We start from the raw sequence: 25,627 nt of genomic DNA, 5'->3' as shown, positions 1-25,627 counted from the left end.
CAGAAAACGGGGGGTCGATTGACCTGATCCCGTCTCTGTGGAGTTCACTGTCACTCGTTAAATCGAAAGTTGGTTCGACAGGTCGATCAACTTCATGTCAAGCGTATGCTTGTTATGGTCGAGCGCCTCGTCGATATCGAGGTCCATCATTTTACCGCCACGGATTCCAACGACCCGTCCAGCTTTGCCTTCTAACAGGATTTCAACGGCGTAAGCGCCCATCCGGCTAGCAAGCACGCGGTCGGCGGCAGTTGGTGAACCACCACGTTGGATATGTCCAAGGATCGTGACACGTGTTTCCGAGTTTGTCTGCTCAGCAATGAGCTTACCAATCTCTTCGGCACTGCCAGCTCCTTCAGCAACGACGACAATCGAGTGTTTCTTGCCGCGGGCAACACCATGGTTGATCCGCTCCACAATCGCACTCAAGTCTTCAGGACGTTCTGGGACGAGGATCGACTCCGCTCCACCGGCAAGACCGGCGTAAAGAGCGATGTCACCCGCGTCGCGACCCATCACTTCAATGACATACGTACGTTCATGTGAAGAAGCCGTGTCACGAATCTTGTCGATCGCATCGAGCGCCGTGTTGAGCGCTGTGTCAAATCCGATCGTCGTGTCCGTTCCCGGAATATCGTTGTCGATCGTACCAGGTAGTCCGATTGTCGGGAAACCGAGATCCGTCAACTTCTGAGCTCCACGGTAAGAACCGTCTCCGCCTACGACAACGAGCGCATCGATGTTGTATTTCTTCAACTGTTTGACCGCTTTAGCCCGGCCTTCTTCAGTTCTAAACTCTGGGCAACGGGCAGAACGTAAGAACGTTCCTCCGCGTTGAATGATATCGCCGACTGAACCTAGGTTCAATTCAACGAGATCGCCTTCAATCAAACCTTGATAGCCGTTATACACGCCGTACACTTCTAGACCTTCAAAAATTGCTTTTCGGGTCACTGCACGGACTGCAGCGTTCATTCCGGGGGCGTCTCCCCCACTTGTCAATACCGCAATTCGTCTTAAATTCACGTCACTCACCTCTTATGTGTTTTAACGAAATCTGAAATAAAAATACCATGTCTGACCTTTGTTTTACAACACAAGTATGTGAAAAAAATGCATGGGGTACCGTCGGAAGCAGTCATTTCGTGAGTCGTTTAACGTGAGCCTCAAGCGGTTGTTACCGTTTTCACGAACCAAATGTGCCAATTTGATGATATTTGGCAGCGCGCCCTTGCAGCAACTCATCACGCGAGCGTTTCACCAACTCACTGACGTGTTGTATTAATACAGGCTTCAAGAGCGAAGACTGTAGTGACACATCGATGTGAGCTCCACCAAACACTTCCGTCACAATCTCATCGACAATCCCTAAATCGAGCAAATCTTGTGCTGTAATCTTCATCGTTTCAGCGGCCCGTTCCGCCAGCTTCGCATCTTTCCAAAGCAGTGCTGCCGCACCTTCTGGCGAGATGACCGAGTACGTGCTGTTCTCGAGCATGAGCAGCCGGTCGCATACACCGATGCCGAGCGCTCCTCCAGAACCGCCCTCGCCGATGACGACAGAAACAATCGGGACTTTTAACGTCGCCATCTCAAACAAGTTGCGTGCGATCGCCTCACTTTGTCCGCGTTCTTCGGCCGCCTTACCCGGGTAAGCACCTTTCGTGTCAATGAACGTGATGACCGGCCGGTTGAATTTCTCGGCCTGCTTCATGAACCGTAACGCTTTGCGATACCCTTCCGGATGAGGCATGCCAAAGTTTCGCAACATGTTCTCTTTCGTATTGCGGCCGCGTTGATGGCCGATGATTGTCACCGGGACACCGTCGAGCGTGGCAATCCCCGCGACGATCGCCGCATCATCATATCCGTGGCGGTCGCCATGCAGTTCAATAAAATCCGGGAACAGCTGATCGATATAGTCGAGCGTCGTCGGCCGTTTCGGGTTCCGTGCCAATTGCACGCGATCCCACGGTTTCATATTCCCATAATTGTCTTTTTCTAATCGGTGGAGCTTCGTCTCGAGATGGCGGATCTCCCGGGATAGGTCGATCCCTTTCGTTTCCGCCATCTCGCGCAACTTTACGAGTTGTTCGTTCAATTCTTTCGTTGAGTCAAACATGGTGTGCCCCCCCGTCATGTAAATCGATGATGTTCTTTAAGAACGAACGCATCTGTTCACGATGAACGACGGCATCGAGTTGACCAGCCTCTAGCAAGAACTCAGCAGTTTGGAAGTTGTCTGGTAATTTTTCACGAATCGTCTGTTCAATGATTCGCCGTCCGGCGAAGCCGATCAACGCACCCGGTTCGGCGACGTTCAAGTCACCGAGCATGGCAAAACTAGCCGAGACGCCCCCTGTCGTCGGATGGGTCAAGTAGGCGATATACAGCAATCCGGCCTCGTCATGTTGCTTGAGCGCGATGGACGTATTCGCCATCTGCATGAGGCTGACCATCCCTTCTTGCATGCGCGCACCGCCTGAAGCGGTGAACAACACGACAGGTAACCGTTCCGCGGTCGCAGTCCGAACGGCTGAAGCGATTGCTTCCCCGACATAAGCCCCCATCGACCCCATCCGGAAGCGCGCGTCCATGACACAGATGACGGCGTGACGGCCAGAGATCATTCCGCGGCCGCAGACAATCGCCTCTTCAATCCCAGTTCGTTCCCTGTCTTTTTTTAATTTTTCTTCATAATCTGGAAAATCGAGCGGATTTTCTTTCACGCGCGGTCCAGCAAATTTCACGAATGAGTTCTCATCAGTGAGCAATCGAATCCGCTCATCTGCACTGAGCGGGAAATGGTAGCCACAATCGCACACTTTATGGTGTTCGTTCAATTGTTTCGTATAATGCATATATTTACAGGATGGACATTTCGTCATCAATCCTTGTGGTGCGTCAATTTTCGGTTCTCGTTGACGCAACGGCATGTATCGTTTTGGTTTCTTGAAAAAAGCAGTCATCGCTTCCCCCTCGTTCATTCCGGCATCCTCACCTTGCGCCACATCTCCAATAATTGTGTTCGTTCTTCGATCGTATACAGTTCACCTGCGTCCGTCCCGTCATAAAATCGGTTCACTTCACTCCAAATTCGAATGAAGAGCTCATTGCCTAGGCCTAGAATCAGCTGTTGTCGGAACTCGCGGTCATTCGCTAAGTTCACTTCGAGCAGCTTGACCCGCTCCGGTGTCGGCTCGACTTCAGAGAACGCCAGGCGCTCAAGCAACCGCAACACGTCGACGATGTCGGACGCTTTCGTCTGTTTCGTGACGATAAACTCAGACAAGATCTCGATGTAGCGGTGCCGATCTTGCTCGCACAAAAACGTCCCGCCCCCGTGACGCGTCTCCACGATCCCAAGAAAGCTGAGGGCCCGAAGCGCCTCTCGGACCGAAGCGCGGCTGATTGAAAGCGTCTCGGCAAGTTCACGTTCGGATGGAAGACGGTCGCCCGGCGCGAGCGATGCCTGAACGATCAACGATCTAATTTTAGAAATGTTTTCGTGAAATGAGGATGCGTATTTTCCATGCATCTGACCGTTCAACTCCTTTTCGGATGGCATTTTCTTTAAAGTGGTCAGACCAATCAAACAGATTATACCACTTTTTATGACTTGGTACTAGTTCCCGTGCTGGACGTTTTTGAATCGACCCGCTTTAAGACGACGTCCGCTTCCCCGAACCGGTTCTTCAAAGCGGTCATGAAGGATTCCGTCGGATTGACCGAGTAAGCAGACGCCAGTTGCTTCACCTCTTTTGAGTCAGAGAAGCGACAAATTACCGGGACGTCCCCACTTGCTGTATGAAGGAGTTCTTCGAGCTCGGCGAACGATTCACGGCGAAGTCGGACGAACAACGCTTGACCGTTTAACGGCCGTACCCGCTCCACGACGAGTTGAATCCGCCCGTCCCGTTCGTTTGGATGAACCTCGAGCAACAGGACGTTCCCGACATAGAGCGAACGTGCGTAGTTTGCGAACACGCGCGGGAAGATGACGACCTCATCTTGCGAGACCCCGTCATCGACCATAGCGACACCCATCTCCTCGTTTTTCTTCGTCTTAAACGTCCGGATCGCATCGACGTAAACGACGATAAACCCTCTGTCGCCGCGCAACACTTCCTCGATTGTGGCCGTGTCCACTTGAAGGGGTGCCACCGTCGTCAAAGGTGAGTGGACGATCCACGTCCCGAGCGCCTCGCGTTCTTCCTCCGACCAATTCGGTTCCGGCATCTCGGTCCGTTTCAAACCGAGGGCCGACAGTTCATCCGGGAGCAAATGTGTCCCCGTCTCTTCCCGCAAGCGTTCCACAGCCCGGAAAGCTTGGCTCCGCTCCCCGTGGTACATACGGTCTAACGCCCCGGAACCGAGCAGACGGCGCAATTTCAACTGATCTTTCGTTCCCCAGTCCATCAGCTCCACGAGTCGTTTCACATCGGTGAACTGATCGTGATGCTCAATCAATCGTTCCACGTCCCGCTTCGTCAATCCTTGAATCGCCTTGAGGCCCAGACGGACACCCGGACCTTCTAGAAATGCTCCCGCTTTCCCGTGCAAGACGTCAGGAGGATAGACGGGGATTTTCCCTTTCCGGAGCATGCGCACGAGTTGATTCGTCTTATCGTACGTCACGAGATAAAAAATGCGTTCAAAGTGCGCTTTCACATACGCCAATCGATAACTGATCAAACTATAGGCGACGGCGTGCGACCGGTTGAACCCGTAGCCCGCGAATTTTTCAATCCATGAGAATACTTGTCGCATCGAATCCATGTCGTGCTTCGCCGTCTTCTCCAAAAAACGGATTTTCTCGACCTCGATGGCGGCCATATCCTTTTTAGCGATGGCTCGACGAATCAAATCGGCCTCGGCGTATGAATATCCGGCGAGTTCGCGCAACAACTTCATGACTTGTTCTTGGTAGACGAGCACGCCTTTAGTCGTCTCCATCACTTCGCCAACAATCGGATGGACCGGCTTGTACGGCATCCCGTGCTTACGCTTGGCATACGTCTCGATGAACTGCATCGGTCCAGGGCGATAAAGCGACATCGTGACGACGATATCTTCAAACTCGGTCGGCTTCACTTGCCGCAGCGCCTGCTTCATCCCGTCCGACTCAAACTGAAAGACGCCGTCTGTATCGCCTCGTGCGAGAACGCGTAACGTCCGGTTGTCATCGAGCGGGATCGATTTTAGGGAGAATAGTGAATCGGTGTCACGAATCAACATCTCCATCTCGCGCAATCGTGTCAAGTTCCGGAGGCCGAGCAAATCGATTTTCAGCAGTCCGAGCGCCTCGAGATCCTTCATATTATATTGCGTCACTTGACCCCCGTCCGTCGGTTGAAGCGGCGTTACCGTGTCAAGCGGATCTCGGCTCAAGACGATCCCGGCCGCATGGATCGACGCTTGCCTCGGCAAACCTTCCAATTGAGACGCAATCGTCAACAAGTGCGACCGTTTTTGACTTCCGGCAAACCACTTCATTTTAGTCGGATTGTTCGTAATGCCCGCGATTCCGTCGTCCTTGACTTGTTTACTCGCAGCCTGGCCTTCTTCAAGCGTCATCCCGAGAGCACGCGCTACGTCACGCAGCGCCGCCTTCGCACCGAATGTGGCTAACGTACCGATTTGAGCGGCGTGATGCAGTCCATACTTATTAAGCACGTACTGGACGACCTCATCTCTCCGTTCGTCTTCGAAGTCCAAATCGATATCCGGCATGCTGATCCGTTCCGGGTTCAAGAAACGTTCGAACAGCAAATCGAAGCGAACAGGGTCGACTTCTGTGATATGGAGCGCGAAACTGACGAGCGACCCGGCCGCCGAACCACGACCTGGACCGACTTCGATGCCTTGCTCCCTGGCGAAGCGAACGATGTCCTCGACAATCAAGAAGTATGAGGCGAACCCCGTACCGGCGATGACGTCAAGCTCGTACCGGGCCCGATCGATATACGTGTCGTTGAGCAAATCGAGTGCTTTCAATCGCTCCGCGACGAGACGTTTGAGTCGCTCGACGGCATCAGGCAGTTCCGGGATCGCGGCAGTCGCGGCCGGAATCTGCGTTACTGACACAAGTTGATCGAATCGCGCGAGTTCCTCGAGCTCCATGGGTTCGAACCAATCGTTCATCTCGCTCGGCAGCCGCACATACTTACCTTTTTGATGAACGTCCTCTTGGGAGATGACCTCGCCTTCCCCGATTGCGACGATAGCACGATACGCTTCAAAATCTTCTGGTCGCATATAACACGTCTCTGGCGTCGGCACTAAACGAACACCGAGTTCTTCGCGCATCCCCCGAAGCTGTTTGACGATGAGCGTCTGTTCGGTCGTCTGCGGAGCCGGCAACCCGAGCCATAATCGTTCTTCTGCCACAAAGCCGAGGATACGGTTAAACAAACGACGTCGGTGGACCGGGTCACTCGTTTTCCAATTCTCAGGTAAGATGACGACCGATAAATCCGTCGGTTCGGTCAATCCGCCTGCCTCGACGATGCGATACAACTTTGCAATATCTAGGTCGGTCATCGCATACACGAGCACGGCCAACTCGAGCCCGTCGACATGAAGGCTCGTCCGTAGACCGATGACCGGCTTGACTGCATAGCGTTCGCATAGTCTCACAAATTGAGGAACGCCATAAAACGCGTCATCTGCGACCGCAACCGACTTACTCCCCCGCTCCGCCATCGAGGCGACATATTGCTCTAGGCGAATCGTGCTATGCATCAAGCTAAACGCTGATCTTACATTTAAATGGAGCACAAGCGCCCCCCTCTCTCTTTTTTCTTAATTGTCAAACTCATCTCGATGCTTCTCTGATACAATAATTATAGACAAAACGAATGATAAAAGGGGGTAAAAGCGTATGATTATTAATCGGGGTAAAATCGCGCGCGACAAGTTAGAACTTTTACAGAACGGACAGACCGTATTTGCCGACAGCCCTGAAATTATCGACCGGCTGCGCAAATACATTGCCGAGTACCAACTTGACGTCGTCGAAGACGTCACCGATCGCGGCACGTGGTTCATCCCACAAGACGACGATACAAAATGAAGAGAGCTGACCGCGGTCAGCTCTCTTCATTTTCAAATTCGAACGGTGCGGCCACTTCTTCTAGTGCGGCAATCACATCGTCCATCTCTTCCCACGTGTCAATTGTCGCACCGGCTGCCATCGGATGCCCGCCGCCACGGTAACGTTTGGCGACTTCATTGATGACCGGGCCTTTCGAGCGGATACGGACACGAATCTCATCTTTGTTCTCGACGAACATGACCCAACATTTCAACCCCTCCAGTCCAGAGAAGCTGTTGACGAGCAACGATGCCGCTTCCGGCGTCGCATGAAACGTCCGGAGCACGTCGGCGTCGATTTTGACATATCCGACGCCCGCCTCTGTCACTTGGACGTTTTGCAGGACGTAACCTTGCAGTTGGAGTGTCGCCAAGTTCGTCTTATACATTTGCCGGTACAAGCGGTTCGTGTCGATGCCGTAACTGATCAAGTCAGCAGCGATCTCAAACGTGTGCGGCGTCGCGTTCCGGAACTGGAAGCGTCCCGTATCGCCGACGATGCCCGCGAAAAGTAAGAACGCCGACTCCTCATCGAGAGCCAAGCCCCATATCCGAGCGAGCTCGGCCACAATCTCCGACGTCGAACTGACCGTCGTATCGACAATCTGATGTGTCGCATACGCGTCTTCGTCCGGATGGTGGTCAATCTTGACGACGGTCTTCCCTTTCAAAGCGTATGGTCCATCGATTCGTTCGTGGTTCGCTGTATCAAGCACGAGGACGAGTGCCTCGTCATACATCTCCGGCTCCACGTGTTGCATCTTCCCTAAAAATTCGAGGTCGCGGGCGATCCCGCCGACGACGTAAACGTGTTTATCCGGGTAAGCCCGCTCAATGATTCGCTTTAAGCCGAGTTGACTTCCGAGCGCGTCTGGGTCGGGACGGACGTGTCGATGGATCATAATCGTGTCCGCCGCCTCGATTAACTTCAATATCGTTGTTGCTTCAGGCCAATGTGCCATGGTCGTTCCTCGCTTTCTTGATGTCCATTCTATGGTATGATGATAACAGATTATACGTTTGAAAGGGGTTTCTCACTTGAGTCAATTAATCATGATCGGACTCATCTTGTTCTCACTCGGTGCGTATTTCGTCTATAAACGTCGGGCCTTCTTGACGAAGACGCCGTACCGGAAAGCGTTGTTCAACACGCAAGCGCTCATCTGGCTCAGCTTGTTTTTGGCGCTGTTCGCCATCAACCAGATGCTCGGCGGCCTCGGTCTCAATTCGACCATCGGCTGGATCGTCAGCATCGTCATGCTCGTCCTCGGGCTTGGCAACGCAATCGTCGGGATCATTCGCTACCGCAAGATTTTCCCGAAGGCGTCTGAAGAACCGATCCAACAATCTTAATATGTAAAACGAGCTGATGACATCATCAGCTCGTTTTTCTTTACCGGTCGATCAGTTGCGCCGTGACGAGCGCCTTGGCGACGAGTTGTGTCCCTTGTGTCATCTCGACGTCGACTTTCCCGAACTTTCGTCCGAGGTCGAACACGTTCGCCGAGACGCGGATTTGGCTCTCGATTTGAATCGGTTTCATGAAGTAGACTGTAATATTCTCGACGACAAGGTCGCCTTTTTTCATATGCCGCAAACTCCGGGTCGCCCCTTCGACAAGAAGCGTCGTCAAGACTCCGGACGACGCCGTCCCCATGTGGCTCGTCATTTGAGGTGCCACTTCGACCGTGAACGCCGTCCCGTTCGAAGTCGGATCCTCTTTCAACTGATTGGTGATCATATTATCAAACGTCTCACCGACTTGCGGTTGCCGGTTCGCGAGCTGAAGCGCCTTTAGGACGTCTTGACGGCTGATGATGCCGAGCAGGCGACCGTAGTTGTCGACGACCGGCAACATCTCGATCCCTTCCCATACCATCTGGTGGGCTGCATTCGTGACACTTGTCTGCACACCGGCCGTGATCGGGCTTTTCGTCATCACTTTTTCGATTTCTGTATCGTGCGGCCGATCGATGAGATCTTTGGCGGTGATGACGCCGACGACTTTCATCTGGTCGTCGATGACCGGGTAACGGTTGTGCTTCGTCCGTTCATTGAGTTCGTGCCAACGTTTGACCGTATCGTCCACTTTTAAATAAAACGTATCGTGCAACGGAATGACGATATCCGAGACGAGCAGAATTTCCTTTTTGATCAGACGGTCATAGATGGCGCGGTTGATCATCGTCGCCACGGTAAAGCTGTCATATGAAGTCGAGATGACGGGCATGTTGTACTTATCCGCCATCCGTTTCACTTCGTCGGTCGCATCGAATCCACCGGTGATCAGTACGGCCCCGCCTGACTGCAAGACGAGTTCATGCGCTTTCTCCCGGTTCCCGATGATGACGAGCGAGTCGACGTCGATATATCGCATCATCGCTTCGAGCTTCATCGCCCCGATGACGAACTTAGACAGCGTTTTATGCAGGCCGTCGCGTCCGCCGAGCACTTGGCCATCAACGATGTTGACGACTTCGGCAAATGTCAGTTTTTCAATGTTCTCTTTATGTTTGCGCTTGATGCGGATCGTGCCGACCCGTTCGATCGTTGACACGAACCCCAAGTTCTCCGCTTCTTTGATGGCCCGATAAGCCGTCCCCTCTGATACCGCAAGTTCTTTGGCGATTTGGCGAACGGAGATTTTAGACCCGACATCGAGCGACTCGATATGTGCTATGATCTGTTCATGTTTTGTTGTCATGTCACGAGTCCCTTTCCTCAATACATTTTCTGTCACCCTCAGTATACTGTATCAGTGAACCTTGTTCAAACTGTACTACTGAAAATGCAACATTTCCTTTCCATTTTGGAAACCGCTATAATGAACGAGAAAGCCACTGAACAAGAAGGAAGGGAATCGAGTTGAATCAACGAACCAACCACATTGCACAATCTTTGGCCACGAAAGGGCTAGACGCCGCGTTTGTCACGTCAAAAGCGTCCGTCTTCTATTTTTCAGGAGTATACGCCGAGGCCCATGAACGTTTGATCGCTATCCTAGTACTGAAGAACGGGACAACGGCGCTCGTCTGTCCGGCCCTTGAAAAAGGAATCGTCGAAGCGAGCGACTGGAACGGTGAGATCGTGACGTACATGGACCACGAGAATCCGTGGGACAAGGTCGTCAAACTGTTTCTCGACCAACAAATCATTCCGGAACGAATCGGGATCGAAGGCGAGCATTTACCGTATAACCGCGTCGAACAACTTCGTGCCGGGTTTGCCGGACTTTCAATCATTGATTTGACGGAAGAATTACAAGCGCTCCGAATGATCAAGTCGACAGATGAGATCCGGGTCATGAAACGGGCGGCCGAACTTGCCGACATGGCAATCGAAGCCGGCATCCGCGCGTTGCGTGAAGGGGTGACCGAACTTGAAGTCATCGCCGAGATCGAATACGCCATGAAACGGCAAGGTGTCCGTGAGATGTCATTTGACACACTCGTCTTGTTCGGTGAAAATAGCGCCGATCCGCACGGTGTGCCTGGCAACAACCGACTTAAAAAAGGTGACTTCGCCTTATTCGATCTCGGTGTCGTCTGGCAAGGCTACTGTTCAGACATCACCCGTACCGTCGTCTACGGTGAGGCGAGCACGAAACAGCGGGAAATCTATGAGACCGTGCTCCGGGCCGAAGAAGCCGCCATCGAGATGGCGAACGTCGGGACGACGCTCGGCTCGATCGATATCGCCGCCCGCCAAGTCATCACGACGGCCGGATACGGGGAATACTTCACCCATCGCGTCGGCCACGGTATCGGGATCGAGGTTCACGAGTTCCCATCGATGGCAGCCAACAACGATATGACGGCCCAGGTCGGTATGACGTTCACGGTCGAGCCAGGCATTTATCTCCCCGGTGTCGGCGGCGTCCGGATCGAGGACGATATCGTCATGACGGAAAGCGGGCCAATCTTGTTGACGAGCTTCCCGAAGACGTTACAAGAAATTTAAAAAAGGTTGACTAACACAGTCAAATTCGCTCGTCCTTCCGGCGCCAACGCTATCCGCAGGCAATCCCGGAGCCGCAGTACCATCGGACGAGCAAAGCAAACGGTCGCCCTCGGGCGGCCGTTTCACATTCTACCGCGGGCGAGAACGACCGTTACATAGCATTTCTTCAATTTTATGTCGGGCAGAGCGCCTCAAGGTCTTCGGACATAATAAAAGACGAACGAGATCGCTTTTAGCGACCTCGTTCGTCAACAGCTTGAGGTTAAAGGCATACGCCTTCAACCTCTTTTTCAATAGAACAGGCGCCACATCACTTCGCGCTGCGGCACTTCGTCACGCTCCATCTTGTTCATGAAAGACGGTTTATCGTACAGGATCGTCTTAGCGAGGACACGCAGTCCCGCCTCATCCCACTGCAGCACTCCGTAGCGGGCCAAATCGTCTTTGGCGACGCCGAGCGCTCCCGGATTGAAATACCGTTTGCACTCATCTTGAAACGCGTGGACCGGGTGATGGTGACCGAAACAAACGACGTCCGCCGCGTAATCACCAAATAAGCGCTGCATGTTCGGAAGCGTCGCTTCGACGATGTCATGAAACGGCTCGTCGACGATCGATGCCTCACGTTTTTCAGTCGGGATGTGGTAATGAATGCCGTATATATGCTCCCTGCCTATCGTTTGCTCGATCGTACGAGGCAATTTCATAAGCGCATCGGCGTAGTCAGGGCGCAACGTTCGTGCGACCCATTCGTGATGTGTCCGCGTATGGGCATAACTTTCGGGATGCCCTGTTCCGGCGAGCAGTGAGAGGACGGCTTCATCGTGGTTTCCCGTGATCATCTTGACACCTCGGTCGAGGAGTCGCGCCATCACTTCGTTTGAATCTGGCCCCATCGCGATCATATCGCCGAGACTCCAGATGTCATCGATCCCTTGACCGTCCAACTCGTTCAAAACCGCGTCTAACGCTTGGACGTTCCCGTGAATGTCCGTCAAAATGGCCAACTTCATATGAAGCACTCCTTACTTTCGATATTGGTGGACGACGTTGACGCCTCCGGTCACATCGATGACCGCCCCGGTGACCATGTCCGAGTCCCGCGCGAGCAAGAACATGATCATTCGCGCGATGTCTTCGCCGGTCCCATGCCGACCGACCGGTGTTTGATCATCCGGTTCAGCGGATTCGATCCGCATCTCTTTCTGCGCACCGACGATGTTACCCGGATTGATCATGTTCGCCGTGATACCGTGCACCGCTTCCTCGAGCGCGACCGTCTTCGTCAAACTGACGAGACCGGTCTTCGCGGCAGCAAAGGCGGACCGATGCAACCAGCCCGGTGCCGTCGCACTCTCAGGGAAGCCATACGTGATGATACGACCGAACCGCTTCGCCCGCATATCCGGAATCGCCCGACGCATCAGCCAAAACGAGGCGGACAAGTTCCCGGTGATCACTTCCTCCCACTCCTCGTCCGTCAAATCAACGAGACATTTCCGTTCGAAAATATACGGACCCGCGTTCAAAATCAAAGCGTCCGGCTTACCGAACTTGCTCACCGCCTCGTCATAACCGGCCGTCACCGCTTCTCGGTCCGTCAACGGCGTCTCGATCATATGTAGCCGTTCATGCTCCCAATCAATCGGTTTTCGTTGAAGCACGCTGACATACCAGCCCTCCTCCAACAGTCGTTCCGTCACAACCCGGCCGATCCCTTTCGCACCAGCCGTGATGACTACGTGTTTCATCGTCATCCCTCCTCTGTATCATCTTACCCGTTCCATCTATCGATTTCCAAACTTCAACCTGTTCCGTAAGAAAGTTGTGAAAATTTCATCCATTCTCAAAAGAACCGAGCGTGAATTTCCAGTGAAGTGGTATACTATATATGTAAGCCGCACGTACATTTCAAGCGAAAGGTTGGGATTTACATGGCAATTGTCTACAAACATATCCTTTCTGCCGTCGACGGCTCGAAAGAGGCGGAACGCGCATTCGAAACAGCAATCGACGTCGCCCTTCGAAACGACGGAAAACTGTATATCGGTCACGTGATCGATACACGGACGTTCGCAACGGTCGAAGCATACGATCGGACGATTACCGAACGTGCAGAAACTTATGCGAAAGAACTGCTCGACGACTATGTCAATCGGGCCAAAGAACGTGGTGTCAAAGAAGTCGAAACGGTCATTGAATACGGTTCGCCTAAAGTGACGATTGCGAAAAAAATCGCACCGAATCACGAAATTGACCTTATCATCTGTGGAGCGACCGGCTTGAATGCGGTCGAACGCTTCTTTATCGGTAGCGTATCCGAGAGCATCGTCCGGTACTCGAAGTGCGACGTCCTGATCGTTCGTCAATAATTTCAATAAAAAAGAGTCATCGCGTTTGCGATGACTCTTTTTTATTGGCTTATAAGACTTTGACCGTGACCGTCTTGCGGCCAAAGTTGATGGCCGCACTTTGCGAGTACATGAGAATATCGATCTTATGTCCTTTGATGGCGCCGCCTGTGTCAGCCGCCGTGTACGTACCCATTAACTTCCCACCGACATACACTTGTACTTTAGAACCAAGCGGGATGACGCGCGGGTCGACAGCGACGACGTTATGTCTTTGTGTACGCACGTTCCATCCGAGTGCCGTCTTACCTGAACACCCTTTGCAGTATGGTGTGTAGGCAGAAGCGTTCATCGTATACGATTTCACGTTCGCTTTCGCAACCGGTTTAACGGTGCGTAAGTATTTGGTTGCGATCCAACCGGCCTTACCTTTATAGTTGACGCGAATCCAAGCCCCTTTTGTACCAGTGCGTTGGAGTTGTTGTCCTTTATTGATTTTTCCGAGTACCTTACCATTAATCGTAGCCGCTGAGCGAACGTTTAATCCATTCACTTGGCTTTTTACATAAATTTTAGAAGACGCCTCTACTGGTTGTTGCGGTAAAAGCATGGCGAATGTCATGACCGTCAGTAATAAGACCGTTCCAATTTTTTTTAACATGAGGTTCGTCCTTTCCCAGTCGGTTTGTTTTGTCGTTTTTCATAGTTGTCAGTTCTTGGTGATTGTTACGTTTAAACATAAACACGATGCGTCAAGACGAGTAATGTTTCGTCCAGATAACTATATGACGAAACAACCGGACGTGCGTTTACAACTAAAATTCATTTGAGTGACACTAAAATTACAGGAGTGTTACAAAAGCGGACTATTTTAACGAGAGATGACAACTTTACAGAGATACCACTTTTTATGTCATATTAAATTCCAATTATTGGTCGCAATATGACTCGAACGTTACAAACGTATCGTTTTTTGACTCTTTTTATTACAGCGCGCGTCTCCCGGATAATCCTTTAGACACAATTCCCCCGGATGAACCATGACAAAAGAACTAAAAAAAGTCGCGCTGTTCGAATGAACAGCGCGACTAGAGAGGTTAAATTGTGTGGATTAAGCGTGTGCTTCTACAAGGTTTGCGATCCGAACTGTATCGCGGGCGATGACCAATTCTTCATTCGTCGGAATGATGATGACTTTGACCGGCGAATGCGGATAGTTGATGAACAACTCTTTGCCGCGTGCTCCGTTGTTGAGCGATGGATCCCAGTAGACGCCCATGAATTCAAGCCCACGCAAGATACGCTCACGAATGACGTCAGAGTTTTCACCGACACCCGCCGTGAAGATGATGGCATCGACACCGTTCATCTCAGCAGCGTACTGACCGATGTAACCGTGAATCCGGTTCGAGAAGATTTTAAGTGACACTTCAGCCCGGTGGTTACCTTCTGCTGCAGCTTGTTCGATGTCACGTAAGTCACTTGAAATACCCGAGAGACCGTAAACGCCTGATTCTTTGTTCATGACGTTCAATACGTCTTCAGCCGACTTGCCCGTTTTTTGCATAAGGAACGGGATGAGGGCCGGGTCAAGTGATCCTGAGCGCGTTCCCATCGTGATTCCTTCAAGTGGCGTGAAGCCCATCGTCGTATCGATCGAACGACCGCCGGCAACCGCCGCGATTGACGCTCCACTGCCGAGATGGCATGAGATCAAGCGCAAATCTTCGAGCGGACGACCGAGTAGCTCAGAAGCACGTTGCGTGACATATTTGTGGCTCGTCCCGTGGAAACCATATTTTCGTACTCCGTGTTCCGTGTAGTACTCGTACGGGAGGCTGTACAGGAAGTTTTCTTCCGGCATCGATTGGTGGAAAGCCGTATCAAAGACGGCGACTTGCGGTACGTTCGGCAAAATCGTTTGGAACGCACGAATCCCAGTCAAGTTAGGCGGGATGTGAAGCGGTCCGAGTTCGACGAACGATTCGATGTTCTTCATGACTTCCTCATCGATCACGACTGAATCGGCGTACAGTTCTTTCCCGTGAAGAACACGGTGCCCGACACCCGAAATTTCATCGAACGAAGCCATGATTCCAAGGTCAATCAATTTTTCGAGTGCAAGCTCGACCGCTTCTTTGTGTGTGTGAAGCGGCGTGACGACGTTGAACTTTTGCCCTTCGCCGTATTTAATAGTAAAGATCGCATCGTCTTTCCCAACGCGCTCGACGAGACCAAGCGCGAGCATGTTCTCAGATGGCATCTCGAGAAGTTGGAACTTCAGTGACGAACTACCTGCGTTGACTGCCATAATTTTTGTCATGTCATACACCTCTTACCTTTCGATTTAAACACGTTTCTTTATCTGTTCTCTTTAAAACCGATAACTGTATCATAATGAAGATACTTGATATGGCATATGTTTTTCAAGTCTTTTGCCCAATAAATATTATGTTGTTTTAAACCATTCATCAATCTGTTTCACAATATTGGCAACAGCTCGCACGTCAGTGAACGATGGCAACTCAACGAGGAGCGCTTGTTTCGGCCGTGTGACGCCCTCTCCTTGCTTCTGTAAGATGAGGATACTCTTCGCATACCGTTCATCTTTGAACATCGTTGTCGGTAGTTGGAGGACACCCTTCACGACCGCTTCTCGGTCCATCCACTGTTTTAATTTCCCTTCATCATCCTGTTCAAACAAATTGTTCGGGATGACGAAGACACCATGGCCTCCCGGCAACGTATGCCGCATCGCCTGCTCGATCATCAAGAAGTGAGAATAGGAATGACCTTCTTCCCGCTTCAACTCATAACCGCTCGCCACTTCGTCGTTCGGATAATAACCGATCGGCAAATCGACGAGTGTAAGGTCACTCGGCTCGACGAACAGCGGTGCAAGTGCGTCTTGATGGAAGTAAGAAACCGGCTTTTTGAGTAAATTGCTAATCGCATATGACAAACGAAGCATCAATTCATCGACTTCGACGGCTTGTGCGGTGGCGTCCTTCACTTGCGATAAAATGGCGTGGACGAGAGTCCCGGTGCCGCTTCCGAGTTCAAGCACGTTCGCTCCGTCTTTGACGAGCTTCGTCGCCAAATATCCGATAAATAAGCTGACTGCGTCCGGTGTCGGTTGATGGTTCGGCGGAAGCGTTGTCGTCTCTTCAAGCACAAGCAGACTCACTGCCTTGCGCACGTCATCCGGTTTCTCCGATTCAACGTCGACTCGCTCAAACACTTCGATCAATGCTTCGAGCGGCAATAAATCAAGGTCGGCCACCAATTTTTTCGTTTCTTTCTTCCAATCTCGGTACAATTGTTCAAATCGTTCCATAGTCGTTCATCTCCTCCATACAAAACCGGCTCTCGTTTCGAGAGCCGGTTGGTTAACTACAATATAGTGTAAGCTATTCGTCCACGTTTCGCCAAGTGAATCAGTTTGCCGCGTCGAACGCTTCAAGCGCCGCGTCAAAATCGACTTCGTCTGTCATCTCATCCATATACTGAACGTATTGGATAGTTCCTTCCGAGTCGATCACGAAGACTGACCGGGCTAGCAAACGAAGCTCTTCCATGAGCACGCCGTACGAATGCGCGAACGACTGGTCGCGGTGATCTGACAACATGATGACGTTATCGAGACCTGACGCCGCACACCAGCGTCGCTGGGCGAACGGTAAATCGTTCGAGACGGTCAATACCGTTCCACCGAGCGATGCCGCGTTTTCATTGAACGCACGAGTTTGCGTGTCGCATAGTCCTGTATCGATCGATGGGACGACACTAATCAATTTCTTCCCTGGGTAAGACGCGAGCGACACTTCTTCGAGTGCAGTCGTGAGGGCGGTGAAATCGGGTGCAGCATCTCCCACTTTCACTGGATTCCCTTGCAATGTGACTGTATTCCCTTTAAATGTTGGCATCAAATCATCCCCTTGTTCTGAATTTTACTTCTTCATCATATCGATGGTGCCGTCACGAAGACAAGCATCCTGCTTCAGACGGCCTGATTGTCATTTTCCCTATATAGGACGCCTAAAACAAGTTATAATGAGAAGGACACAATTGACAAAGGGGATGATTTAGATGAGAAACAACGTGTATCTGCACCATCGTAACGTCAACGAGTTCACGAAAGAGGTAAAAAAATTAAGAGAAATCGGGGAGAAACATGGTTTCAACATCATGGACCGCCCGGAAGATGCCAACATCATCGTCGCCATCGGGGGAGATGGCGCGTTTTTACAGGCCGTCCGTTACACCGGGTTCCGTCAAGACGCCATCTATGTCGGTTTTGGCCGCGGCCTCAACGAATTTTACTGTGACTTCGATATACATAAACTCGACGAAGTCGACCGTTTATTCTCGGATAACTCTGCCCGGATCGAAGCCGGTCTCGAAGTACGGAAATATCCGCTCTTATCCGCTTCGATTAACGAATCGTCGCCACTCCTCTGCCTGAACGAGGCATCGATCAAATCGAGTATCATCAAATCGCTCGCGATCGAAGTCTACATCGACGACCTCCACTTCGAGACGTTCCGCGGGGATGGCATGGTCGTATCGACACCGACGGGATCGACCGCCTACAATAAATCGTTGAATGGCGCGGTCGTCGATCCGCTCATCCCATGCATGCAAGTGAGTGAAATCGCTTCGGTGAACAACAACCGTTACCGCACGCTCGGCTCAGCATTCATCGTCCACGCATCACGCAAGCTGTCGCTCCGCATCGTTGAAGACGGAAACGATTATCCGATTATCGGCATGGATAACGAAGCGCTTAGTCTGAAATATACAGACCGGATCGACATCGAATTGTCGGACAAGGTCGTCAAAACGGTCAAGTTGAAAACCAACTCGTTCTGGCACAAAGTGCAACGCTCTTTCTTCTAAACTGACAAAGGCTAGTCGTCCATCGCGGACGACTAGCCTTTTCTCATGCTTTGATGACGTCCGCCTCGTAGACGGGCGAACCGTCGACGACGGTCATGACAAGTCGGTTGTTCAAAATATCTTGTCCGTTCAAGTCAAAGAAATCCTGCTCCCACACAGTGAACGTCGCGTTATAGCTTTGAATCAACAGGCCGTCACGGCCATGTGTTCCGGTCGCGACACGCGGCGAGTAGGTGAAACTCCGTAGCGCCTCGTACATCGATAGACGCTCGGACGGATTCAGTGCACCCGACGCTTCAAACGATTGTCGTGTCACAGCGGCATAGAGCCCCTTTCTAACATCGACAGAAGAGATCGGGGCATCACTACCCCCGAGTACGAGCGCACCCGTATCGAGCATCGATTTGAACCGATACGCGTCATCGACCCGCTCGTTGCCTAGACGGTCGAACAACAAGTCCATATCATCCGACAAAAAGACCGGTTGCGCGTCGATGAGGACCGGCAACGCACTGATACGTTTCAACAGCGAATCGTTCAATAGCGAAGCGTGGATGATGCGGTCGCGCGTCCCTCGTTTCGCCGGATACTTCTCGAGCAGCGTGATGAACTGCTCAGCCGCCGCATCTCCGATGACATGAGCCGCAACGTTCATCCCGTATGAGCGCGCTTTTTTGACGAGCGCCTCGAGGTGGTCCGGGCGGTGGACTTCGATCCCGCGCTGTCCGACTTCATCTGCATACGGCTCAAACAAGAGCGCCGTCCGGCCGCCGAACGAACCGTCGACGAAAATCTTCATCGCCCCGAAGTCGAAGCGCAGGCGCTTCGCAAGCGCATCTTTTTGTAGCAATTGATCAACGACTTGTTCATGGACGAGCAGATGGGCATGGAACGGAAGTTCTTGAAGTACATCTTCATATGCTTGAATCGTCTCGAGCGGATCTCCGTGGTAGAACAAGTCTTCCGTGTGGGCTCCGACGATCCCATGGGCGAACAACGAGTCGACGGCCCGACGGATCGAGGCGACGTTCTTCTCACGATTTCCGCCGAGCTCTTTATGGAGCAGATCGAGCGCCGCATCGTACAACACGCCGTTCAATTTCCCGTCGTCATCACGTCCGAGCTTCCCGCCTTCAATGACGGTGTGATGAATGAGGCCTAAGCGCTCGAGGCCTTTCGAGTTGACGACGGCGACGTGGCGACAGACGCGCTTCAAGACGACCGGGCGATCCGGAATGACGGCATCGATCATCTCACGTGTCGGCATCTGTCCGAGCAGACGATCGTTAAAGCCTTCAGCGACGATCCAGTCGTCCCCTCCCGACTTCGCTTTCATCGCTTCGAGCAAGGCGTTTAAATCCGTCGTCTCGGTCGCGTCGATGCGGTCGAGCGCCTCGCCATATCCGATCAAGTGAATGTGCGAGTCTGTAAACGCCGGATACACGCTCTTCCCTTCGAGGTTCACAATCTGTTTGATCCGGCCCGCGTATGTACGGCGAAGATGACCTTCCTCCCCGAGTTTCAACACGCGTCCGTGCTCGACATACATCGCCCGTGCCATTTCATGTTCTTTGTTCAGCGTATAGATCTTTCCGTTTACCCAAAGCGTTCCCATCACAAAATTCCTCCTCGATTCAAAAAAGATTGACGTCTACGTTAATTCCCGTTTACGTCAATCTTCATGCATAGATTATTTTCGAAGCATATCTTGTTGTTCTAAACCTTTTTCAACACGTTGACGGATCTCGCGAGCCGCTCCTTCGTCGAAGCGCCCGAGCACACGTTCACCGATTTCGACGGCCGTACCGTACTCGCCGTGTAAAAACTTGTTCTCAGCGAGCGTCAAGGCGACATGCACCTCGTTATCACGACGACGGTACCGATTCGCATACTGGAGCAACTGTTCCGCATACGTCACTTGCCGGAGCAGTGCTTTGACGCGGTCACGGAAGTTATCCATCGTTTCCTCGACATCGTGACTGAGGCCGACGATATACGTCATGTTGAACGGTGCCTTCTCGAACTGTTCATCTAGCGACTGCACCCCTTTTTGAAGTTGTCGCATGTCACTCGTCAAATCAGTCGGAACGACCGGCATCGCGCTCTTCGCCAAGAGGCGACGGTGAGCGGACAATTCCTTCTTCCATGACTCGAGTTTATTTCGAACTTCGAGCTCTTCTTTACGAAGCGAGTTCGTATTTTCGATAAACCGTTCATGCATCGCACCGAACTGGTCGAGTGACCGTTTCGCATCTTGCACTTTTGATTTGATCAGACTGAACGGAATCACCTGAGCGACGAGTGCTTGTTCGATATCGAGGACGTTCGCAGCGAGCACCGCACGTTCCCGGTCCAATTGTTCGAACTCCTCACCGACCCGGGCATTGATTTCATAGTTGCTGACAAGCCGCGACATCTCTTGGTGAAGGCGCGTCATCAATTCGTTCGTCTGACGTTCGCGTTCTTTGACCCCAGCAAACTCTTTTTTTACGTACTGCCTTGCATCGACCTCGGAGCTGAACGCCTCGAACAATTGATCGATATCCGAACTGAGTTGCTGCATGTCCGTTTCAAAGTGTTCAAAATCAAGCTGTTCGATCCGAGTCATGAGCGCGAGACGGCGGTCTTCTGCCTGCTCGATCTCTTCGACTAAACCGAGCGTCTCGAGGGCGTAGCCATCCATCTGCATTTCTTTATGACCCGCACGCAGTTGATTCAGTTGGTGCTTTAAGTCAAATTGAACCGTCCGGACAAACTGGGGAATCACTTGAACGAGTTCACGGATCTTCGTCACCTTTTCAGACAGGACTTGGCCGGCCATGAACGCCTCTGAGACTTGTCCTTCTTGCTTGAGCGTCATCATCTCGGTCCGTTTCGATTCCGCAACAGCGATTTCGGTTTCGACGAGATCGTACGTCGGGCCAAAAGCGCTATTTTGAGAAATGAGCGTCTTGCGGAACTGATACAGTTCTTTCTCGTCTTTTTTGACGATATCTAGCAGGGAGGCATGATGGTCGTTAAACTCCGCCATCTCATCGAGCATCGCGTGAACCATCGATTCGAGTTCTTCGATCACCTGTTCGGTCGCAGCCAAGTCTGATTTGACTTTAAGGAAACGATATTTGTCGAGGTCTTCCTCTGAACGGTATAACGCCTCATCGATTTGACCCGTGTGGACGCTGACGAGTTCATCCCACGACTGGTGCCAGCGTTCGAATTTTTCTTTCGTTTCGCCTTCCATCGGCCACTGTTTGAACTTTTGAAGCTCGGCCGGGACACTCGCACTCAGGATGCCTTGTTTTCGCATATCCAAATCATCAATTTTCTGGTAAAAACTTCGTCTAGCTAGCATACTACCTAACATTGCTCCTAGAGCGATGACAATAATTCCAATTAAAATTCCGTATATTCCGTAATCCATCTCTGTAACAACCTCCAAGCCGCTTTCGTGGACTTATGTATCTTTAAGAAGAAAATGAAGTATTTTATAAGTATAGATATTAATAATCATATTATAGAAACAATGTTTTGCATAGGTTTTCCAACGGTTTAGGGAGAGAATGTTATTTTCCGCGAAATTCTTTTTGGGAGACAAAATAAAAAAATGCGTGTACCATGATGCTAATCTGAAATACATCTTGATATAGGAGGGAAACAAATGTTCCAAACTACTACTTACTCTGGCGACCTGGCCGCCGGCTATGACTTACTTAACAAACAACTCGCTGCCCTGCTCGAAGGAGAGACGAACCAAGTCGCTAACCTTTCGAACGCGAGCGCTCTGCTCAACCAGTTTCTTGACCGCATCAACTGGGTCGGCTTCTATTTGACTGACGGTGACGACAGCCTCATTCTCGGACCGTTCCAAGGTCTTCCTGCTTGCGTCCATATCGCCTTCGGCAAAGGCGTCTGCGGCACCGCCGCCTCGACACAAGAGACACAGTTGATCGCCGACGTCCACCAATTCCCAGGCCATATCGCCTGTGATGCGGCCTCGAACTCTGAAATCGTCGTCCCGCTCATCCGTGACGGCAAAACGATCGGCGTCCTCGATATCGACAGTCCCGAGTTCGATCGCTTCTCAGAAGTCGATCGCCAAGGCTTAGAGCAATTTTGCCAGACATTACTTCGCTTCATCTGATTGACAAGCTGCCCGATCCATCGTATACTGATTTTTGTGCATGAAATGACGATAGCAGTCCTAGACAGACGTATCCACCTTTCGGGCCTCGACTGAGTCGGAGGAGCATCTTGTAGCTTCGCTATCAAGTGAAGGTGCTTGAACCTAGAAAGGGGCGTCACCCGTCTTTGACACCGTTGTTCTTTTGTGCAAAATACATGAACAACAAGGAGGAGTCCAATCATGGCTCGTTACACAGGTCCAGCTTGGAAACTCTCGCGTCGCTTAGGCATCTCGCTTAGCGAAACGGGTAAAGAATTAGCAAAACGTCCTTACGCACCAGGCCAACACGGCAATGGTCGTCGTAAAATCTCTGAATACGGTCTTCAGCTTCAAGCGAAGCAAGCACTCCGTCACATGTACGGAATCAACGAGAAGCAATTCCGTCGCATCTTCAACGATGCTGGGAAAATGCAAGGTATCCACGGTGAGAACTTCATGTTCTTGCTCGAGTCACGCCTTGACAACCTCGTTTACCGTATGGGCCTCGCTCGCACACGTCGTGGAGCACGCCAACTCGTCAACCACGGTCACATCCAAGTTGACGGTTCACGCGTAGACATCGCGTCTTACCGTGTAAAACCAGGTCAAGTCATCTCGGTTCGCGAAAAATCGAAAACTTTCAAAGCGATTGCTGAAGCTCTTGAAGTAGCACCAGCTACAAAAGAATTCATCACGTTCGACGCTGAGAAACTCGAAGGTACGTACGTACGTATCCCTGAGCGCGCTGAATTGAACGACCAAATCAAAGAGCAACTCATCGTTGAGTACTACTCACGTTAATGCTTTTATCCCCTTCTCTCGAGAAGGGGATTTTTTTATATCAAGATCTGTTCGCGAATCCGGCCCATCTGCGTATCGAGCGCGTCCGCCATTCGGGCCGCCTCGATGAGCTCTTGCCGTGACGTCTCGGGGATTTGATGCTGATATTTATATTGAAGCTTATGTTCGGTCGCCGCCCAAAAGTCCATCGCGAGCGTCCGAATTTGAATCTCGGCCGGCACCCAGATGACACGTTCCGCCAAGTACACTTTCGTCCGCACAATCAGATGGAGACTGCGGTAACCGCTCGGCTTCGGATGTTCGATATAGTCTTTGATGACGTCGATCTGTAAGTCGTCCCGCTTTTTCAAGTGATCGAGAATCGCGTAGATGTCATCGCGGAAACTCGTGACGATCCGTACGCCGGCGACGTCATAAATATTGTCCCATAACGCTTCCACTTCGAGTGGGAGCTGTTTTTGATTCATCTTCCGAATGATCGACGGCAACGTCTTCATCCGCGTCTTCACGTGCTCGATCGGCGAATAGCCAAGTCGGGTCTGCCAATCGAGGTCGATGATGCCAAGGTCGCTCTCAAGCTCCGTGATCGCCATCTCGTAATAACGGAACCGTTCCCGCCACTGATGAAACTGTTCGCCAAAAAACTCTTCGATATCCATTAGACGTCCTCCTCGGTCTCTATATTTGAAATGGTATCAGACCACACCTGATTTGACACAACAAAAAAAGTCCATGTCCGCAAACTTTGCGGACATGGACGGATCGGTTAGACGTGACGGATCACGAAGTATTTCTTTTTGCCTCGGCGGATGATTGTGAAGTCCCCAAGCGTGTCTTCACACGTGACGAGCTTGTCGAGCGCTTGCTCGCGTTCGCCGTTCAAGTAGATCGCCCCGTTTTGGACGTCTTCGCGCGCTTGGCGTTTTGATGGAGCGATTTTCGCCTCGACGAGAAGATCGACGAGATTGCGTTCGCCGTCGAGTTCGAACTGCGGCATCCCTTTGAACGCGGCATCCATATCCTCGGGCTCGAGCGTCTTCAAATCACCGCTGAAGAACGCTGTCGTGATGCGTTCCGCTTGATCGAGACCCACTTCCCCGTGGACGAGCTTCGTCATTTCTTCGGCGAGACGGCGCTGTGCTGCACGTTTTTCAGGTGCTGCCGTCATTTCCGCTTCGAGCGCGTCGATCTCTTCATGCGTCATGAACGTGAAGTACTTGATGAACTTGATGACGTCGGCATCGTCGACGTTGATCCAAAACTGGTAAAACTCGTACGGTGTCGTCTTGTCCGCGTCGAGCCATACCGCACCACCGGCCGTCTTCCCAAACTTCTGTCCGTCCGACTTCGTGACGAGCGGCACAGTCAGACCGAACGCCTTCTCCGAATGGCCGAAGCGACGGATCAATTCAAGCCCGGCCGTGATGTTGCCCCACTGATCGCTGCCGCCGACTTGGAGGCGGCAATTCTCTGTCTCGTACAACTTCAAGAAATCAAACGATTGGAGCAACATGTATGAGAACTCCGTGTACGAAATCCCGTTTTCCATGCGCGAATCGACCGAGTCTTTCGCGAGCATGTAGCTGATCGGGAAGTGCTTGCCGATGTCACGTAAGAAATCGATGATCGACAGCTCTTCTGTCCATTCATAGTTGTTGCGGATCGTGATCGGGTTCTCCCCTTCGAGCGGGAGGAAGCGGCTCAACTGATCTTTGATCCGGTCCGAAAATTCTTTGACCGTATCGAGCGTGTTGAGCGAGCGTTCGTCCGACCGTCCTGACGGGTCGCCAATCATCCCGGTCGCGCCACCGACGAGCGCGATGACGTGGTGCCCCGCCTCTTGGAAACGCTTCAACGTCAAGATCGGTAGCAAGTGTCCGATATGGAGCGAGTCCGCCGTCGGGTCGAACCCTGTGTATAGTGTCGTCGGTTTAACGAGTTGCTCTTTCAATCCTGCCTCATCCGTCATTTGGTTGACGAGCCCTCGAAATTCTAAATCTTTTAATAGTTCCATGTTTTCCACTCCTTCAATTGACATAAAAAAACGCCCCTTCTCAAATGAGAAGGGACGGAGATTCCGCGGTACCACCCTAATTGCCACAGCCGTGGCCACTTAAAACGAGAGATAACGGTCCCAACCCGGCCGAATGGCACGCTCCAAAAGTGTAATTCATCGTTGACATTGGCTAGTTCACAGCACCCACTAGCTTTCTGGACAAGCGGTCAACCGACTACTTCGTTTTTTTCATCGCGTCTACTATTATTGACTATGCTATTCATTTTATAAGTTCCGTTTCCTCGTTGTCAACTGCAAGATTGAAACTTGCATTAGTCTACTCATTCACGATAAGGTGGGCAA

The 25,627-nt window shown here is 51.7% G+C and carries 24 protein-coding genes and 1 other annotated feature; of the genes, 7 read left to right on the top strand and 17 right to left on the bottom strand.

Translation table 11 applies throughout. The annotated features are described in order from the left end of the window. Nucleotides 1-57: 57 nt before the first annotated feature. The 5 genes from pfkA to dnaE form a co-directional block, all read right to left on the bottom strand. On the bottom strand, nt 58-1,026 hold the full coding sequence (pfkA, locus tag EVJ30_RS05730) for a 6-phosphofructokinase (RefSeq protein ID WP_131456068.1): 969 nt from the start codon (nt 1,024-1,026) through the stop codon (nt 58-60). Between the two features lie 160 nt (nt 1,027-1,186). Further along, nucleotides 1,187-2,122: an acetyl-CoA carboxylase carboxyl transferase subunit alpha gene (gene accA, locus EVJ30_RS05725; protein ID WP_131456066.1), complete on the bottom strand. Its 936-nt coding sequence runs from the start codon at nt 2,120-2,122 to the stop codon at nt 1,187-1,189. Further along, the gene (gene accD / locus EVJ30_RS05720; protein ID WP_071397830.1) at nt 2,115-2,969 is read right to left on the bottom strand and encodes an acetyl-CoA carboxylase, carboxyltransferase subunit beta; all 855 of its coding nucleotides are present in this window, start codon (nt 2,967-2,969) and stop codon (nt 2,115-2,117) included. The genes accA and accD overlap by 8 nt, the downstream gene beginning before the upstream one ends. Nucleotides 2,970-2,983: 14 nt before the next feature. Continuing rightward, nucleotides 2,984-3,484, bottom strand: coding sequence for a FadR/GntR family transcriptional regulator (locus tag EVJ30_RS05715; RefSeq protein ID WP_236634011.1), 501 nt, complete (start codon nt 3,482-3,484; stop codon nt 2,984-2,986). A 128-nt stretch (nt 3,485-3,612) separates the two neighbouring features. Then, nucleotides 3,613-6,780, bottom strand: a complete 3,168-nt coding sequence (dnaE, locus tag EVJ30_RS05710) for a DNA polymerase III subunit alpha (RefSeq protein ID WP_131456062.1) — start codon at nt 6,778-6,780, stop codon at nt 3,613-3,615. A 103-nt stretch (nt 6,781-6,883) separates the two neighbouring features. Between dnaE and EVJ30_RS05705 the strand changes: the two genes are divergently transcribed. Further along, on the top strand, nt 6,884-7,075 hold the full coding sequence (locus EVJ30_RS05705) for a YtzJ family protein (protein WP_131456060.1): 192 nt from the start codon (nt 6,884-6,886) through the stop codon (nt 7,073-7,075). Between the two features lie 16 nt (nt 7,076-7,091). On the opposite strand, the gene EVJ30_RS05700 is transcribed toward EVJ30_RS05705, so the two are convergent. Continuing rightward, nucleotides 7,092-8,057 carry a DHH family phosphoesterase gene (locus EVJ30_RS05700; RefSeq protein ID WP_131468348.1) on the bottom strand — a complete coding sequence of 322 codons (966 nt, stop codon included), beginning with the start codon at nt 8,055-8,057 and terminating at the stop codon, nt 7,092-7,094. A 76-nt stretch (nt 8,058-8,133) separates the two neighbouring features. On the opposite strand from EVJ30_RS05700, the gene EVJ30_RS05695 reads away from it, so the two are divergent. Next, on the top strand, nt 8,134-8,448 hold the full coding sequence (locus EVJ30_RS05695) for a YtpI family protein (protein WP_236636005.1): 315 nt from the start codon (nt 8,134-8,136) through the stop codon (nt 8,446-8,448). A gap of 40 nt (nt 8,449-8,488) precedes the next feature. On the opposite strand, the gene EVJ30_RS05690 is transcribed toward EVJ30_RS05695, so the two are convergent. Beyond that, entirely contained in the window at nt 8,489-9,799 is a 1,311-nt protein-coding gene (locus EVJ30_RS05690; protein ID WP_131456058.1) for a DRTGG domain-containing protein, read from the bottom strand. Between the two features lie 161 nt (nt 9,800-9,960). Between EVJ30_RS05690 and EVJ30_RS05685 the strand changes: the two genes are divergently transcribed. After that, entirely contained in the window at nt 9,961-11,055 is a 1,095-nt protein-coding gene (locus EVJ30_RS05685) for a M24 family metallopeptidase (protein WP_071397827.1), read from the top strand. A gap of 290 nt (nt 11,056-11,345) precedes the next feature. Here the strand turns inward: EVJ30_RS05685 and EVJ30_RS05680 are convergent, their stop codons facing one another. Together EVJ30_RS05680 and EVJ30_RS05675 are read right to left on the bottom strand one after the other, a co-directional pair. Beyond that, entirely contained in the window at nt 11,346-12,068 is a 723-nt protein-coding gene (locus EVJ30_RS05680; RefSeq protein WP_131468346.1) for a metallophosphoesterase family protein, read from the bottom strand. A 12-nt stretch (nt 12,069-12,080) separates the two neighbouring features. Then, on the bottom strand, nt 12,081-12,806 hold the full coding sequence (locus EVJ30_RS05675; protein WP_131456056.1) for an SDR family oxidoreductase: 726 nt from the start codon (nt 12,804-12,806) through the stop codon (nt 12,081-12,083). A gap of 183 nt (nt 12,807-12,989) precedes the next feature. On the opposite strand from EVJ30_RS05675, the gene EVJ30_RS05670 reads away from it, so the two are divergent. Continuing rightward, nucleotides 12,990-13,427: a universal stress protein gene (locus EVJ30_RS05670; protein ID WP_016508455.1), complete on the top strand. Its 438-nt coding sequence runs from the start codon at nt 12,990-12,992 to the stop codon at nt 13,425-13,427. A gap of 49 nt (nt 13,428-13,476) precedes the next feature. On the opposite strand, the gene EVJ30_RS05665 is transcribed toward EVJ30_RS05670, so the two are convergent. The 4 genes from EVJ30_RS05665 to tpx form a co-directional block, all read right to left on the bottom strand. Continuing rightward, on the bottom strand, nt 13,477-14,067 hold the full coding sequence (locus EVJ30_RS05665) for a 3D domain-containing protein (protein WP_131456055.1): 591 nt from the start codon (nt 14,065-14,067) through the stop codon (nt 13,477-13,479). Nucleotides 14,068-14,517: 450 nt separating this feature from the next. Next, nucleotides 14,518-15,729 carry an acetate kinase gene (locus EVJ30_RS05660; protein ID WP_131456053.1) on the bottom strand — a complete coding sequence of 404 codons (1,212 nt, stop codon included), beginning with the start codon at nt 15,727-15,729 and terminating at the stop codon, nt 14,518-14,520. A gap of 126 nt (nt 15,730-15,855) precedes the next feature. Continuing rightward, nucleotides 15,856-16,743 carry a class I SAM-dependent methyltransferase gene (locus EVJ30_RS05655; RefSeq protein ID WP_071397832.1) on the bottom strand — a complete coding sequence of 296 codons (888 nt, stop codon included), beginning with the start codon at nt 16,741-16,743 and terminating at the stop codon, nt 15,856-15,858. A gap of 100 nt (nt 16,744-16,843) precedes the next feature. Continuing rightward, nucleotides 16,844-17,332 carry a thiol peroxidase gene (tpx, locus tag EVJ30_RS05650; protein ID WP_071397833.1) on the bottom strand — a complete coding sequence of 163 codons (489 nt, stop codon included), beginning with the start codon at nt 17,330-17,332 and terminating at the stop codon, nt 16,844-16,846. Between the two features lie 163 nt (nt 17,333-17,495). On the opposite strand from tpx, the gene EVJ30_RS05645 reads away from it, so the two are divergent. Next, a complete protein-coding gene (locus tag EVJ30_RS05645; RefSeq protein WP_070329489.1) occupies nt 17,496-18,305 on the top strand; it encodes an NAD kinase in 810 nt (269 codons plus the stop codon). 43 nt (nt 18,306-18,348) lie between these two features. Here EVJ30_RS05645 and EVJ30_RS05640 read toward each other — a convergent pair whose 3' ends face one another. Both EVJ30_RS05640 and ezrA read right to left on the bottom strand, forming a co-directional pair. Beyond that, nucleotides 18,349-19,920 (bottom strand): amidohydrolase, encoded by a 1,572-nt coding sequence (locus tag EVJ30_RS05640; protein ID WP_131456050.1) that lies wholly within the window; start codon nt 19,918-19,920, stop codon nt 18,349-18,351. A 75-nt stretch (nt 19,921-19,995) separates the two neighbouring features. Next, complete coding sequence (gene ezrA, locus EVJ30_RS05635) at nt 19,996-21,726, bottom strand: septation ring formation regulator EzrA (RefSeq protein ID WP_131456049.1); 1,731 nt, start codon at nt 21,724-21,726, stop codon at nt 19,996-19,998. A gap of 237 nt (nt 21,727-21,963) precedes the next feature. Here ezrA and EVJ30_RS05630 point away from each other — a divergent pair, with 237 nt between their 5' ends. Further along, entirely contained in the window at nt 21,964-22,446 is a 483-nt protein-coding gene (locus tag EVJ30_RS05630) for a GAF domain-containing protein (protein ID WP_070329486.1), read from the top strand. 222 nt (nt 22,447-22,668) lie between these two features. Beyond that, entirely contained in the window at nt 22,669-23,268 is a 600-nt protein-coding gene (rpsD, locus tag EVJ30_RS05625) for a 30S ribosomal protein S4 (RefSeq protein WP_016508465.1), read from the top strand. A gap of 35 nt (nt 23,269-23,303) precedes the next feature. On the opposite strand, the gene EVJ30_RS05620 is transcribed toward rpsD, so the two are convergent. Next, nucleotides 23,304-23,927, bottom strand: a complete 624-nt coding sequence (locus EVJ30_RS05620) for a GTP pyrophosphokinase (RefSeq protein ID WP_070329485.1) — start codon at nt 23,925-23,927, stop codon at nt 23,304-23,306. A 107-nt stretch (nt 23,928-24,034) separates the two neighbouring features. Further along, a complete protein-coding gene (gene tyrS, locus EVJ30_RS05615; RefSeq protein ID WP_131468344.1) occupies nt 24,035-25,282 on the bottom strand; it encodes a tyrosine--tRNA ligase in 1,248 nt (415 codons plus the stop codon). Between the two features lie 47 nt (nt 25,283-25,329). Further along, nucleotides 25,330-25,526 (bottom strand) — a binding site (T-box leader). Nucleotides 25,527-25,627 lie beyond the last annotated feature (101 nt).

The organism is Exiguobacterium sp. SH5S13, from assembly GCF_004337085.1.
Classification (GTDB): Bacteria; Bacillota; Bacilli; order Exiguobacteriales; family Exiguobacteriaceae; genus Exiguobacterium; species Exiguobacterium aurantiacum_A.
Note: the sequence above shows the minus strand (reverse complement) of the source record. Positions and strands in the feature narration are given on the sequence as shown.